Origin of the sequence: Nakamurella flavida, from assembly GCF_030811475.1 — a bacterium.
In the GTDB taxonomy this organism is placed as follows: domain Bacteria; phylum Actinomycetota; class Actinomycetes; order Mycobacteriales; family Nakamurellaceae; genus Nakamurella; species Nakamurella flavida.
In genome coordinates this window covers 2,689,627-2,704,091 of record NZ_JAUSQV010000001.1, presented here as the reverse complement: position 1 = coordinate 2,704,091, position 14,465 = coordinate 2,689,627, and the positions used below count along the sequence as shown (strand labels likewise).

The following is a 14,465-nucleotide window of genomic DNA, read 5'->3' as shown; positions in this document are numbered from 1 at the left end:
GCTCGATCAGTTGCGTTCCAGGTCGAACGGCTCGTACGCGGCCAGGGACGCCGGCCACCGCTGTCGGCGCAGGGCGGTGAACCACAGATCGTCCGCCGCCGGCACCAGCAGGTCCGTGGGGTGCCCGGGGACCACGTACCAGGCCTCCTGCTCGATCTCCTCGGTCAACTGACCGTTCTCCCAACCGGCTCGGCCCGCGTAGATGCGCATGCCCAGCAGCGACCCGACCAGGCGGGCGGGCTCGGCGTCCAGGTCGATCAGCACCACCGACCCGGTGACCGCGATGGTGTCGTCCAGCGACCGGGCGTCGATCTCGGGACGACACACCCCCAGGCACATCGCCGAGTTCGTCTGGACCGGTCCGCCCGCATAGACGATGTGCGGCCGGGTGGTGTGCGGCGCCCAGGCCGGCAGCACGGCGTCCACCCCGGTCTCGCTGGGTCGGTTGACCACCACCCCGACCGTCCCGTCGGCGCCGTGCGCGACCAGGTAGATCACCGTGCGCCTGAAGTGCGGGTCGGTCAGGGCGGGTGCGGCGATCAGCAGCATCCCGGCGGCCGGCGGCCGCTCCAGGTCCGGGTGGATCATCGGCGGACCACCGGGGTCGACGCCGGACCCGGGGCCGCGCATGCGCCGACCGGACACGCGTCGCTCGGGCACGCGTCGCTCGGGACGGGGTCGATCGGGGTGCGGTCGATCATGGGTGCTCGCTCATCGCTGCCGATTGTTCCCCTCCCGGGGCCGCCCGCCTCCCGGGGCCCGCCGGGAGGTGCGTCACGGCCGGGTGAACACCGTGTTCGATCGCCGTGTGGATCCCGCGGACGGAGCATTCGGCGGGGGGACGACCCTGCCGCGCACACCGATCACCGCGTACGGTTTCGGGCGTGACCATGCCGCATCCGAGTGCCTCCGCGCCCGTCGGCGCACGGGGTCCGGTCGCGTCGTCCGAGCGGCCGGAGGCCGCGGCGACGGCGGTCGGTCCTGCCGGTCCCCTGCCCGGCGTGAACCGCCCGTCGGTGCGGGGACTGGGGCAGTTGCTCCGGCTGCACCGGCTCCGGCGGCTCGTCACCGTTCGCGTCCTCAGCTCCTTCGGTGACGGCGCCTTCCAGGGCGCGCTCGCCGGGGCCGTCCTGTTCAGCCCCGAGAAGGCCGCCGATCCCATGGCCATCGCGGCCGGCTTCGCGGTGCTCCTGCTGCCGTACTCGATCATCGGGCCGTTCGCCGGTGCCCTGCTCGACCGGTGGGACCGCCGTCGGGTGCTCATCTGGGCCAACGTCGTGCGATGCGTGGCCGTGGTGGCCGTCGCCGCGCAGATCGCCGCCGACCTGCCCTGGGCCGCCCTGTTCGGCACCGCGCTGATCATCATGGGGGTCGGCCGGTTCGTCGGTTCCGGTCTCTCGGCGTCCATGCCGCACACGGTGGCCGACGACTCGCTCGTCGGTGCCAACGCGCTGGCCACCACGGCCGGCGCGATCGCCACCGCGGTCGGCGGCGGCTACGCGATCGGCATGCGCAGCGTCATCGGCGACGGACCCCACCCCATGGCCGTCATCACCGCCTCGGTGCTCGTCTTCTACGCGCTCGCCGCGGTCTTCGCCGCCCGGTTCGCCGCCCGCGCGCTGGGCCCGGACGAGACCGACGAACCCGCCCAGCCGGTCCGCGCCGTCCTGCAGGGCCTGACCAGCGCCCTGCACCACGTGCGGCAACGGCCCGCCGTCGGGGTCAACATCGTGCTGGTGATGGTCGTCCGCTTCTGCTTCGGCCTGTGCACGCTCACCGTGCTCCTGCTCTTCCAGCACTACTTCACCGAGAGCGAGGGGCTGCTGCGCAGTGGGCTCGCCGGCATCGCCGAGGTGCTCGGCGTGGGGGCCGTCGGTCTGTTCCTCGGGGCCGTGGTCACCGCACCGGCCGTGCGCCTGCTGGGCCGGTCCCGCTACCTGGTCGTCCTGCTCGGGACGACGGCGCTGGCCGTGGTCGGCTTCGGCAGCCAGTTCACGATGCTGAGCACGATGATCACCACCCTGTTCGTCTCCTTCGCCTACCAGTCGACGAAGGTCTGTGCGGACACCGTGGTGCAGGCCGAATCGGGCGACGCCTTCGTGGGTCGGGTCTTCGCGCTCTACGACACGGCCAACAACCTGCTCTACGTGCTGGCCTTCGTGCTCGGGGTGCTGATCCTGCCGGAGAGTGGCCGCAGCGTGACCGGCGTCGTCCTGGTCGGTGCCCTGCTCCTGCTCAGTGCGGTGGGGTACGCCGTGGCCAGCCGCCGGATGGGCCCCACCCAGGCGGACGTCGCCACCGGGGATGCCACCGTCCACGATCCCGCCGGGAGCGCCGGACATCCCGCACCGGAGCGGGCGGCCGGGACGACCTCCCCGGCCGGCCGGCCGTCGACGGGCTGACCCGACCCCGGCCGTGCCGAGGGCGACGCCGGCCGAATCCCGACCGGACGCCGGATGACACCGGCCGACCTGGACCGGCTCAGCCGGGCGGCAGCAGACCCTGCTCGCGGGCCCAGACCAGCAACAACGCCTCGGCCTCGTCGCGATCGAGCGGGCCGCGGTCGAGCTTGAGCTCCTTGAGGAACTTCCAGGCCCGGCCGACCACCGGCCCGGGCCCCACGCCGAGCAGCTCCATGATGGCGTTGCCGTCCAGATCGGGGCGCACCCGCGCGAGGTCCTCGGCGACGGACAGCTCGGCGATGCGTTCCTCGAGCTGGTCGTAGGAACGCTGCAGAGCCGCCTTCCGCCGCGGGTTCCGCGTGGTGCAGTCGGCGCGCACCAGCTTGTGCAGCCGCGGCAGCAGCTCCCCGGCGTCCGCGACGTACCGGCGCACCGCCGAGTCGGTCCAGGCTCCCGAGCCGTACCCGTGGAAGCGCAGGTGCAGGAACGTCAGCTCGGCGACGTCCTCGGTGATGGCCTTCGGGAACTTGAGCTCCCGCATCCGCTTGCGGACCAGCTTGCGGCCGACCACCTCGTGGTGGTGGAAGCTCACCCCGCCGCCCTCCTCGAGCCGGCGGGTGTCCGGCTTGCCGATGTCGTGCAGCAGCGCGGCCAACCGGAGCGTGCGGTCGGGGCCGTCGGTCTCCTGGGCGATGGCCTGGTCCAGCACCATCAGCGAGTGGTCGTAGACGTCCTTGTGCTGGTGGTGCTCGTCGATCTGCAGGCGCAACCGGGGCAGTTCCGGCAGGACGTGCCCGGCCAGGCCGGTGTCCACCAGCAACGTCAGCCCGGCCCGGGGGTACCGCCCCTCGATGAGCTTGACCAGCTCGGCGGTGACCCGTTCCACGGTGATCCGGGTGATCTGCGCCGACATCGCCGCCATCGCCGCCACCACCCGGGGTGCCGGGGTGAATCCGAGCTGGGCGGCGAAGCGGGCCGCCCGCAGCATCCGCAACGGGTCGTCCCGGAACGAGTCCTCCGGGGTGCCCGGCGTGTCCAGCACCCGCGCGGCCAACTGGGCCAGCCCGCCGAACGGATCGGTGAAGTGCCGGTCGACGACCGACACGGCCATCGCGTTGACGGCGAAGTCCCGCCGCTGCAGATCACCGAGCAGGGTGTCGCCGTAGGTGACCGCGGGGTTGCGGGACTGCCCGTCGTACAGATCGGCCCGGAAGGTGGTGATCTCCAGCCGATGGCCCTGCTTGAGCACTCCGACGGTGCCGAAGTCGATGCCGGTGTCCCAGGTCGCCTCGGCCCAGCCCGCCACCAGCTCCAGCACCCGCTCCGGGCGCGCGTCGGTGGTGAAGTCCAGGTCGTCCTGGGCGCGGCCGAGCAGGAAGTCCCGGACGGTGCCGCCGACCAGGTGCAGCTCGTGACCGCCGGCGGCGAAGCGCTCGCCCAGCTCCTGCACCGCGGCCGGGAAGCCCGCGAAGAGCTCCACCAGGGCCGTCTGCTGGAGGGCGGTCAACCGGCCCGGGGTGCCCGATCCGTCGGAGACGCTCATGGACACGACACTCTCCCGGCTGGACACGACGGGCCAGTCTATCGGCGTCCCCGGGCCGGGCGGCACGATGACCGGAGAGGCCCGGTCCGGACACCGGCGGACCGGACCCCCCACCACGCGCCACCCGACCTCAGGACACCGACGGGCGCAGGTCGCCGCACTACCATCGCTGGAATGTCCGAGCCCTCCGTCCGCCCACCCGAGTCGCGTCAGCGGCACCGGGCGACGCAGGAGACCTCCGCCGGCGGACTGGTGGTCCGGACCGTCGACGGCCGCGCCGACGGCGCCCTGATCGGCCGGCTGGACCGGCGCGGACGGTTGCGCTGGTCGCTGCCCAAGGGGCATGTCGAGCGCGGGGAGACCACCGAACAGGCCGCCGTGCGGGAGGTCGCCGAGGAGACCGGCATCTCCGGCCGGATCACCGCCCGCCTGGGCAGCGTGGAGTACTCGTTCACCGCACAGGGCAAGCGCATCCACAAGCGGGTGCACCACTTCCTCATGGTCGCGCTGGACGACGAGCTGTCCGACGCCGACGTCGAGGTGACCGAGGTGGCGTGGGTGCCCCTGGCCGAGATGAACCACCGGCTGGCCTACGCCGGGGAACGCCGTCTGGCCCGGCGGGCCGTCGAACTGCTGGCGAACACCGCGTGAGCGGCGGGCCGGTCCGGACCCGCGCCGTCCTCGTCGTGCTGGCCGCCACGCTGCTGCTGTGGCCCTGCCTGGCCGGTCCGACCGGCACCCCGGCGCAGGCCCGGGAGCCCGACGGCACGACGAACGGCGAGACCACCGGCACCGATCCGACCGGCACCGGCGACCAGCCCTGGGCCCCCTACGGCGAGTTCGCCGGCCGCCTGGCGTTCGCCCTGGACGACCTCTCCCCGGCGGTGGTGACGGCCACCGCGGCGGACACCCTCACGCTCACCGCCACCGTCACCAACACCGGCCCGGACGTGCTGGCCGGGCTGACCGCACGCTTCCAGCGGGGGGATGCGGTCACCGACACCGCCGCCCTGCAGGAACGCATCGACCGTCCGGAGCAGCCTGTCGCCGTCATCCAGCCCACCTTCACCGCGCTGAGCACCACCACGCTCGATCCGGGCGCGACGGCCACGTTCACCCTGACCGCCCCGATCACCGGCACCGCCGCCGGCGGCCTGGACCTCGACCGGCCCGGTGTCTACCCGCTGATGGTCAACGTGAACGGGGAGGTCCGGGAACCGGACGGCGCCCGCGAGGCCCGCGTGGGCGAACTGCACGCCCTGATCACCGTGCTCGCGCTCCCCGCCGACACGGGCACGACCGACACGGCGGACGAGCCGGCGACCCCGGGGCCCACGCCGGTCCCGGTGGACCTGACCTGGCCGCTGGTCGACCGGCCGCACCTCGGGGTGGACGGCGTCTTCCTCGACGACGACCTGGTCGCCGAGATCTCGCCCGGCGGTCGTCTGTACGAGATCGCCGCCGCCCTGGCCGGCAGCGGTCTGCCCGACGGTTCGGCCACCGCCGTCGTCGACCCCCGCCTGCTGGACGAGGTCGACCGGATGACCCGCGGGTACCGGGTGCTTGCGCCCGGCACCGCCCAGGGTGCCCTGCAGCCCGTGCTGCCGACGGAGGGGGGCACGGGCGGCGACACCGCGGAGCCCACCTCGTCGACCACGACCACCGCGACCGGGTCGTCTACGGCCCCGTCGGCCGGCTCGGTCGCCGGATCCGTGACGGGCTCGCCGACCGGCACCGCCGCCGCGCCGCCGACCACCCCGGCGTCCGGCGCGCCGGCCGCCGGCGGCACGGCTGCGACCGACACGGCCACGGCCGCCGCTTCCGGCACGGACGCCGTCGAACCCGCCGGGACGGTGGCCGGCACCGGGACGACCGCCGCCCAGCGCTTCCTCACCCTGCTGCGGGAGATCGCCGCCGCCCGGCAGACCGTCGTCCTCCCGTACTCCGACCCCGATGTGGTGGCGTTGGTCCAGGCCGGTCTCGACGGTCAGCTGACCCGGTCGGTCGAACTGGGGCGCACCGTGGCCGAACGGGTGCTCACCGATCCCACGCCCGGATCGCCCACACCCGACCTGGACACCACGACCGCCCTGCCCCCCACGGGCACCCTGGACGACTCCACCGCCGCCGCACTGCTGGCCGCCGGGTACACCTCCGCCGTGCTCTCCCCGACCACCCTGACCGGCGCCGAGGGCACCGGGGACACCGTGGCGCCCGGAACGGTGACCGTCGACATCCGGCGCGGGACGGACGCCGCGGCGGACGGCGGGACCCTGCCGGCGGTCGTCGCCGACACCCGGGTGCTGCTCGACGCCGGTCCGCTGGCCGCGGCCGGCCGGGGCGGCGGCTGGACCAGCCGCCTGAACGTGATGACCGCGGTGCTCGCCCAGCGCAGCCTGGACGGCACCGACACCACCCCCACCGTGCTGGTGCCCGGCCGTACCACCGGCCTGACCGTCACCGACCTGACCCGGCTCGCCGAGACGGTGCAGACCCTGGCCGGCGCCGGCGCCGTCACCGGCGCCCCGCTGCGACAACTGACCTCCGGCGACCGGCCGGCGGCGAGTGACCGGCCGGTGACCCTGGCCTATCCGGACGCGGCGCGGGAGGCGCAGCTGGCCCCGGCCTACCTGGCGCGGCTGGCCGACCTCGACCGGGCCGTCACCTCCACCGGCACCGCGCTGTTGCCCCCGCAGGTGGCCGGCGAGGCCGATCCCGCCCTGCTGCTCGACCCCCTGCGCGAGGCCCTGGACGTCGCGACCTCCAGCACGCTGCGGGACGACCCGGCGCCGGGGACGGCTGTGCTGGACACCGTGGAGGCCACGCTGGCCGGGGTGCAGGGCGGCGTGGGGATCGCCTCCTCCGGCGGGTCGTACACGCTGGCCTCGTCGACGTCCCCGCTGGCGGTGACCCTGCGGAACACCACCCCCTACCGGGTGCAGGTGGGCCTGCAGCTCACCGGCGGGCAGGTCGTCGGGCTGACCGTGGTCGATCCGGGTCTGCAGACCCTGCTGCCCGGTCGGTCCGCCCAGGTGTCGGTGGAGACCACGGTGTCCCGGGTCGCGTCGTTCGTCGTCACCTCGCGCCTGATCAGTCCCGACGGCCGGGCCTGGGGCGAACCGGTGCCGTTGCCCGTCCGGTCCACCGCCTACGGGGCGTTCACCGTGATCATCGTGGCCGTCGCCGGGGCGGTGCTGCTGCTCATGGTCGTGCTGCGCATCCGGCAACGGGTCCGGGGCCGTCGCGCCCGGCTCGCCGCCGAGGCGGCCGGTGCCGTCGCACCCCCGTCGGACGGAGCCCCGCGGACCGACCCCGCCGGCGCGGACGCAGCCGTACCGGCCGACCCGGCCGCCACCCCCAGCCCGACGGAGCCCCGATGACCCCCCGCGCCCCGGTCCAGGCCGACCCCGACCCGGTCCAGCCCGACCAGGCCGCCGCCGACCAGGCGCACCGGGTGGAGCAGACCGTCGAGCAGATCGACGCCGGCCTGCGCACCGCCCGCACCGGCGGGGTGGTCCGCGCCGGCCTGCTGATGGCCTCGGCCACCCTGGTCAGCCGGGCGACGGGGTTCCTGGCCAAGGTGATCCTGACGACCACCTTCGGCCTCGGGCTCATCTACGACGCCTACACGCTCGGCAACACCCTGCCGAACATCGTCTTCGAGCTGCTCATCGGCGGCGTGCTCACCTCGGTGGCCATCCCGCTGCTGTCCCGGGCCCGGTCCGATCCGGACGGCGGCGAGGGCTACACCCAACGGCTGGTCACCATCGCCTTCGTCGGCCTGCTCGGGGCGACCGTGCTGGCCGTGCTGGCCGCGCCCCTGCTCATCCGGCTCTACCTGTCCACGGCGACCGCGGGCACCCAGCAGCTGGCCACCTCGCTGGCCTACCTGCTGCTCCCCCAGATCCTCTTCTACGGGCTGGCGGCGCTGTTCGGGGCGATCCTGAACGCCAAGGAACGGTTCGGCATCCCAGCCTGGGCGCCGGTGATCAACAACCTCGTGGTCATCGGGGTCGCCGTCGGCCTCAACCTCGCCAACGGCGGACCCATCCGCGAACTGACCCGCACGCAGTTCCTGATCCTCGGGCTGGGTACGACATTCGGCATCGTGCTGCAGGCCGCGATCATGCTGCCGGCCCTGCACCGGTCGGGCTTCCGGTTCCGGTGGCGCTGGGGGGGCGACCGTCGGCTGCTGGAGGCCGGCGGGCTGCTGCTGTGGACGCTGGGCTACGTCGGCGTCTCCCAGATCGGCTACATCGTGGTCACCAACGTGGCCGGCGACGCCTACGAGGGCGCCTACTCGACCTTCGCGACGGCGTCCCTGCTGCTCCAGTTGCCCTACGGGATCATCGGCGTCTCGATCCTGACGGCGATCATGCCGCGGATGAGTCGGCACGCCGCCGCCGGACAGCTGGACGCGGTGAAGTCCGACGCGTCGCTGGCCACACGCCTGTCCATCGTGGCGCTCACCCCGGTCGCCGCCGGGATGGCCGTGCTGGCGACGGCGATCGCCATCATCACGACCAAGTACGGCGCGGTGAACCTGGACTCGGCGATCCTCATCGGCTCCACGCTGGCCGCACTGGCCCTGGGGCTCGTCCCCCTCGCGGTCACCCTGGTGCAGATGCGCGTCTTCTACGCGATGAAGGACGCCCGCACCCCCACGCTGATCAACGCGGTGATGGTCGTCGTCCGGGTGCCGCTGATGATCGCCTGCATCCAGCTCGACGAACGCTGGGTGGTGCCCGGGCTGGCCGCCGCGACCAGCCTGTCGTACCTGGTCGGGGCGGTCACCGGGGAGATCTGGCTCCGCTCCCGGTACGGGTCGATGCGGACCCGCCGGACCCTGGTCACCCTGGTCAAGATGACCCTGGCCGGGGCGATCGGGGCCGGCGCCGCGCTGCTGGTCAGCCGGCGGCTGCTGGACCTGCAGGTCGTGAGCCTCGGCCCGGCCCTGCTCGAGGTGGCCGTGGTCGGCCTGGTCGGCCTGGTCGTCATCGCCGCGGTGGCGACCCTGCTCAAGGTGGAGGAACTGATCCCCGTGCGCGACCGCGTGCTGCGCCTGCTCGGCCTCGGTCGCCGGACCGGTGGCGACACCCCCACCGGCCCGGACGGGTCCGGCGGCGGCGGCCCGCAGGAGGCACCGACTACCCCGTCCGACGGGCCCCGTGACACCCTTCCCGGGCAGACCGCACCACCGGCGGGGCAACCCACCGGCGGCGACGGCGTCCCCCCCGTGGCCGCATCCGCCGCCGGGGCGGTCGACCAGCGCCCGGATCCATCCCCCGAGACCGAGCAGGTGAGCCCCGCGGTGAGCAAGGACGACAGCCCGACCAGCGGCCGGCGGTGGGAGACCCTCGACGACGACGCCGACGCGTTGGCCGCGCTGCCCCGCGCCGATCGGTCGGCCCCCGCCTCCCGGGCGCCCCTCGATCCGCCGGCGCCCGGCGCAGTGACGAGCGACATCGGTGACCAGCGCAACGGTGACCAGAGCGACGGTGACCAGAGCGCCGGCACTCCCGAGGACCGCGACCCGACGGACGGGCCCGGGACCGGCACCGGCGACGAGGCCCCCGTCCTGCTGCCCGGGACCGTGGTCGGCGGCCGCTACCGGTTGCTCTCGCTGGTCTCCACGGACGCGCAGGGCCACCGCTTCTGGCGGGCGAAGGACAGCGTGCTGCCGCGGGACATGGCCGTCACCCTGCTGCCGGACACCACCGGGGCGTCGGCGACGGTGGCCCGCACGCTGCGGGCCGGCCGGCTGCACCACATCGGCCTGCCGCAGACCCTCGACGTGGGCACCGACCAGGGGCAGTCGTACGTCGTCGGCCAGTGGGTCGACGGCAACACGCTCACCGAGATGCTGCAGCGCGGCCCGTTGGAGGACGCGCTGGCCGCCTCCATCACCGGGAAGGTGTCCGACGCGGTCGCGGAGGCGCACCGCAACGGCATCGCCCTGGGCGCGTTGAACCCCGATCTCATCCGGGTCACCGAGGACGGGCAGGTGCGGCTGTCCCACGTCATCGCGCACGCCTCCGCCACCCCCGATCAGGACATCCGGGCCGTCGGTGCCCTGCTGTACCTGATGCTGACCGGTTCCTGGCCGCTGCCCGAGGCGCGGACCGTGGCCACGGCGGGCCACCAGGACGACCTCCCGACGCTGCCCGCCGCCCCCACCCGCCGCGGCCGGGAGGTGCCGGCGGTGGAACTGCGGCCGCAGATCAACCCGGCCCTGTCCACCCTGGCCGAGCGGGCCCTGCATCCCGACGAGCCGGACGGCATCCACGCCGTCGGCGCCGTCACGGCCCTGCTGGCCGCCCCCGAGGTGGAGCCGGTCGACGACGGCGACGAGGAGATGGTGCCGCTGAACGCGGCCGACCGTCGGCTCGTGCGCGAGCGCCGGGTCAAGCTGTCGCTGGCCCTGACCGTGCTCGCCGTGTTCGCCGCACTGATCGTCATCGTGGTGGCCAGCCTGGGCAAACAGGCGTTGGCCACCGTCCAGAACACCACCCCGATCGACGTGAGCGCGCTGGAGACCGGGCCGCCGGCGTCCTCGTCGGCGGCCGAGGTCGCCCCCGCCCCGGCGCCGACCACCGAGGCCCCGGCGACGACCGAGGCCGCACCGAGCACCCCGGCCCCGCCGCCCGCGGCCCCGGTGGGGATCGTCGGCGGGACCGTCTACGACCCGGAGGGCGACGGCAACAAGGACTACACGTCCTACGTCGACCGCGCCTACGACGGGAACCCGGACACCGCCTGGTTGACGCTCGTCTACTTCCAGCAGTTCCCGACGCTCAAGCCCGGCGTGGGCATCACGGTCCAACTCGAACGGGCGGTCACCCCGACCTCGGTCACCGTGACCAGCCCGTCGCCGGGCACGGTCATCGAGATCCGCACGGCCACCGGCCCCGACCAGCCGCTGGACCAGACCCAGGTGGTGGGGACGGGTGTCGTGCTCGACGGCGGGGGCGGAGCCAACGCCGATCTGGTCATCCCGGTCACCGCGGCCCCGTCGTCGTCGTACCTGACGGTGTTCGTCACCAAGATGAACGGGTCCGGCCGGCAGTGGCAGTCCAAGATCTCCGAGATCCAGGTGACCGGCAGCTGATCGACCGGCGGGAATGACCGGGCCCCGGACGGCGTTGTGCGGGGCAGCCGACCAGCAGACTGTGCAGGTCCCCGGGGGTCGATCGAGTCCCCCACCAGTGACGGCGCGACCCGGCCACGGCCGGCAGCACACCCGAGGAGAGACGTGAGCCAGCACCCGTTCACCGCGAGCACCGATTACACCGGTGTGGGCGAGCCGGTACCCACGGCCGAGTCCGGGACGGCCGCGGGCTTCGCCTCGCAGGCCGACGAGGCCGCCGCCGAGACCGAGCGTTCGATCGAGGACGCGCAGTCGCAGGCCCTGGCTCCCGACCCGGCCGACCGGGTGCACGACGTCATCGTCGTGGGATCCGGGCCGGCCGGATACACCGCCGCCATCTACCTGGCCCGGGCCGAGCTGGCCCCGTTGGTCTTCGAGGGCTCCCAGTACGGCGGCGCCCTGATGACCACGACCGAGGTGGAGAACTTCCCCGGGTTCGTGGACGGCATCCTCGGCCCGGAGCTGATGGCCAACATGCGGTCCCAGGCCGAGCGCTTCGGCGCCGATCTCCGCTCCCAGGACGTCGAGTCGGTCGACCTGCTCGGCGAGATCAAGACGGTGACCGTGGACGGCACCACCTACCGCTCCCGCGCCGTGGTGCTGGCCACCGGATCGGCGGCCCGTTATCTCGGTCTGCCCGAGGAGCAGGCCCTGATCGGTCGCGGTGTGTCGGCCTGTGCCACCTGTGACGGGTTCTTCTTCCGCGACCGCGACATCGTCGTGGTCGGCGGCGGCGACTCCGCCATGGAGGAGGCCACCTTCCTCACCCGCTTCGCCCGGTCGGTGACGATCGTTCACCGCCGCGAGGAGTTCCGGGCCAGCGCGATCATGCTGGAGCGGGCGCAGGCCAACCCCAAGATCCGCTGGATCACCAACGCCGCGGTGAGTGCCCTGCACGGGGAGAGCACGCTGACGGGCGTCACCCTCACCGACACCCGCACCGGGGAGCGCAGCGAGCTCGACGTCACCGGCCTGTTCGTGGCCATCGGCCACGACCCGCGATCCGAGCTGGTCACCGGCCAGCTGGACACCGACGACGAGGGCTACGTCATCGCCGGCCGGCACGGCGCCGGGACCAGCACCAACGTGGCCGGCGTGTTCGCCTGCGGCGACGTGGTCGACCACACCTACCGGCAGGCGATCACCGCAGCCGGGTCCGGCTGTGCAGCCGCCCTCGACGCCCAGCACTGGGTCGCCGCCCACCCCCGCACCGCCGTCGACTCCGCCACCACCGCCGGTGACGTCAGCACCGTCCGGGACACCGTCAGCGTCTGACCGGCCACCGGCCGATCACCGCCCCCGCTCTCACCCGCCCGCACCACCCGCCCGCAATCGCACAGAAGAAGGAGCCACCATGGCCACCAAGAAGGTCACCGACGCCTCGTTCACCGAGGACGTCCTGCAGTCCGACAAGCCCGTCATCGTCGACTTCTGGGCCGAGTGGTGCGGCCCGTGCCGCATGATCGCCCCGATCCTCGAGGAGATCTCCTCCACCCACGCCGACAAGGTCACCGTGGCCAAGCTGGACATCGACGCCAACCCGCAGATCGCCCAGCAGTACCAGATCCTGTCGATCCCGACCATGCTGGTCTTCCAGGGCGGCAAGCCGGTCAAGCAGGTCGTCGGGGCCAAGCCCAAGGCCGCGCTGCTCGCCGAGTTCGCCGACGTCCTGGCCTGATCCACCCGCGCCTGACCCGCGCACCCGATGCCGGATCCCCTCCCGAGGGGGTCCGGCATCGTGCTGTCCAACCTCGTCCAGCCTCGTCCAGCCCCGCCCGTGCCCGTCCCTGCCCGTCCGTCCTGGGCTCCGGTCGGTGTGTGTCCTCGTGCGTCCGTGTGCGCCCCGCGCCGCCGAGCCGGGACGGGGTGCGGTGGTGGGCACTCACGCCGGGAGCGGCATAAAGTGGTCGGCGCCGTCGGGGATGTCGACCGTCGGCACGGCGACCTCGGGTGGGAGCTCGAGCAGGTGGCGACCCGAACGGGTGACCCACCGGCGACCGGCGGGTGGATGCCCGATCGGGGCGCTCGCCGTGACAGTGTCGGGTGCGCCCGGCGACCGACCCGGTCGGCGGTGCCGAGCCGGCGACCACGACCGACACGAACCACCGGGCACGATCCGGCGAGGACGACGAGGAGAACGAGTGCTGCTGCGACGCGGAGACCGAGGATCGGCGGTGGCGGCCCTGCGGGCCTCGCTGGCGTCCCTGGAGCTGTTGCCCCCGGTCCGTCCGGCGGTCGACGGAACTGCGCTCAGCGGTGCTCCCCGCCCCGCCCCCGGCAGCACGGACGGGGGCGCTGCCGACGCGGAGGTCGAGTTCGACGAGGCCGTGGACGGTGCCGTCCGGAGCTTCCAGCAGCGCCGCGGTCTCATCGTCGACGGCATCGTCGGCCCGGTGACGACCCGGGCCCTGACCGACGCCCGCTGGACGCTGGGTGATCGCGTCCTGGCCTACGCCCTGTCCGCCCCGATGTCCGGCGACGACGTGACCGCCCTGCAGGTCCGGCTGGCCGAGATGGGCTACAACACCGGCCGTGCGGACGGGATCTTCGGCGCCCTCACCGACGGCAGTGTGCGCGATTTCCAGCGCCACCGCGGTCTGGTCGACGACGGGGTCTTCGGCGCCGAGACCTACCGCGAGCTCAACTGGATCGGCCGGATGGTCACCGGGGGTCGGCCGCAGTACCTGCGGGAGTACCAGTTGCTCCGCCAGTCCGGCCCGCGGCTGCAGGGCAAGCGCATCGTGCTGGACCCCGCCCACGGTGGCGAGGACACCGGGTGGGAGGTCGACGGTGTGCGGGCCGCCGATCTGACCTACGACATCGCGCGGCGCCTGGAGGCGCGGATGGTCGCCACCGGCATGTCGGTGTGGCTCACCCGCGGCCCCGACGACAACCCCTCGATCGACGACCGTGCCCGGCTGGCCAACGAGGTCAACGCCGATCTGCTGCTGAGCCTGCACGTGGACGGTTCCCCGTCCGAGCTGGCCAACGGTCTGGCCACGTTCCACTTCGGTACCGATTCCGGGTCGACGTCGTCGATGGGCGAGACGCTCGCCGAGCTGGTGCAGCGCGAGCTCGTGGCCCGGACCCGGTTCACCGACTGCCGGGTCCACCACCGCCCGTGGGACATCCTGCGGCTGACCCGGATGCCGGCGATCCAGGTCGAGCTGGGTTACCTGTCCAACCCGCGCGAGCGGAAGTCGCTGTCCACCGAGCACTTCCGCGACGTGCTGACCGACGGGCTACTCGTCGCGGTCAAGCGGCTCTACCTGCAGGGACAGGACGACCCGCACACGGGGACGTTCACCTTCTCCGACCTGCTGGCCCACGAGGCCACCGTGCGCGACTCGGCCTGACGGTCCCCCGGGAGCCC

9 protein-coding genes are annotated in these 14,465 nt (G+C 73.7%); 7 read left to right on the top strand and 2 right to left on the bottom strand.

Translation table 11 applies throughout. The annotated features are described in order from the left end of the window. Positions 1–6: 6 nt before the first annotated feature. Positions 7–630, bottom strand: a complete 624-nt coding sequence (locus tag J2S58_RS11970) for a YqgE/AlgH family protein (protein WP_240188865.1) — start codon at positions 628–630, stop codon at positions 7–9. A gap of 260 nt (positions 631–890) precedes the next feature. Here J2S58_RS11970 and J2S58_RS11965 point away from each other — a divergent pair, with 260 nt between their 5' ends. After that, positions 891–2,402, top strand: coding sequence for an MFS transporter (locus J2S58_RS11965; RefSeq protein WP_275889406.1), 1,512 nt, complete (start codon positions 891–893; stop codon positions 2,400–2,402). A 79-nt stretch (positions 2,403–2,481) separates the two neighbouring features. Here J2S58_RS11965 and J2S58_RS11960 read toward each other — a convergent pair whose 3' ends face one another. Further along, positions 2,482–3,945, bottom strand: a complete 1,464-nt coding sequence (locus J2S58_RS11960; protein ID WP_205256898.1) for a CCA tRNA nucleotidyltransferase — start codon at positions 3,943–3,945, stop codon at positions 2,482–2,484. Between the two features lie 174 nt (positions 3,946–4,119). On the opposite strand from J2S58_RS11960, the gene J2S58_RS11955 reads away from it, so the two are divergent. The 6 genes from J2S58_RS11955 (at position 4,120) to J2S58_RS11930 (ending at position 14,448) form a co-directional block, all read left to right on the top strand. Further along, positions 4,120–4,596 (top strand): NUDIX hydrolase, encoded by a 477-nt coding sequence (locus J2S58_RS11955; protein ID WP_205256899.1) that lies wholly within the window; start codon positions 4,120–4,122, stop codon positions 4,594–4,596. Continuing rightward, complete coding sequence (locus tag J2S58_RS11950) at positions 4,593–7,325, top strand: hypothetical protein (RefSeq protein WP_205256900.1); 2,733 nt, start codon at positions 4,593–4,595, stop codon at positions 7,323–7,325. Before J2S58_RS11955 ends, J2S58_RS11950 begins: the two co-directional genes overlap by 4 nt. Further along, positions 7,322–11,053 (top strand): murein biosynthesis integral membrane protein MurJ, encoded by a 3,732-nt coding sequence (gene murJ, locus J2S58_RS11945; protein ID WP_205256901.1) that lies wholly within the window; start codon positions 7,322–7,324, stop codon positions 11,051–11,053. Before J2S58_RS11950 ends, murJ begins: the two co-directional genes overlap by 4 nt. 300 nt (positions 11,054–11,353) lie before the next feature. Continuing rightward, positions 11,354–12,367, top strand: a complete 1,014-nt coding sequence (gene trxB, locus J2S58_RS11940; RefSeq protein ID WP_205256970.1) for a thioredoxin-disulfide reductase — start codon at positions 11,354–11,356, stop codon at positions 12,365–12,367. Between the two features lie 79 nt (positions 12,368–12,446). Beyond that, on the top strand, positions 12,447–12,770 hold the full coding sequence (gene trxA, locus J2S58_RS11935; RefSeq protein ID WP_205256902.1) for a thioredoxin: 324 nt from the start codon (positions 12,447–12,449) through the stop codon (positions 12,768–12,770). A 496-nt stretch (positions 12,771–13,266) separates the two neighbouring features. Further along, positions 13,267–14,448 carry an N-acetylmuramoyl-L-alanine amidase gene (locus J2S58_RS11930; RefSeq protein WP_306828354.1) on the top strand — a complete coding sequence of 394 codons (1,182 nt, stop codon included), beginning with the start codon at positions 13,267–13,269 and terminating at the stop codon, positions 14,446–14,448. Positions 14,449–14,465 lie beyond the last annotated feature (17 nt).

Coding starts and splice junctions, on each gene's coding strand:
- J2S58_RS11970 (WP_240188865.1), bottom strand. CDS start 630: ATGCGCGGCCCCGGGTCCGGCGTCGACCCCGGTGGTCCGCCGATGATC.
- J2S58_RS11965 (WP_275889406.1), top strand. CDS start 891: ATGCCGCATCCGAGTGCCTCCGCGCCCGTCGGCGCACGGGGTCCGGTC.
- J2S58_RS11960 (WP_205256898.1), bottom strand. CDS start 3,945: ATGAGCGTCTCCGACGGATCGGGCACCCCGGGCCGGTTGACCGCCCTC.
- J2S58_RS11955 (WP_205256899.1), top strand. CDS start 4,120: ATGTCCGAGCCCTCCGTCCGCCCACCCGAGTCGCGTCAGCGGCACCGG.
- murJ (WP_205256901.1), top strand. CDS start 7,322: ATGACCCCCCGCGCCCCGGTCCAGGCCGACCCCGACCCGGTCCAGCCC.
- trxA (WP_205256902.1), top strand. CDS start 12,447: ATGGCCACCAAGAAGGTCACCGACGCCTCGTTCACCGAGGACGTCCTG.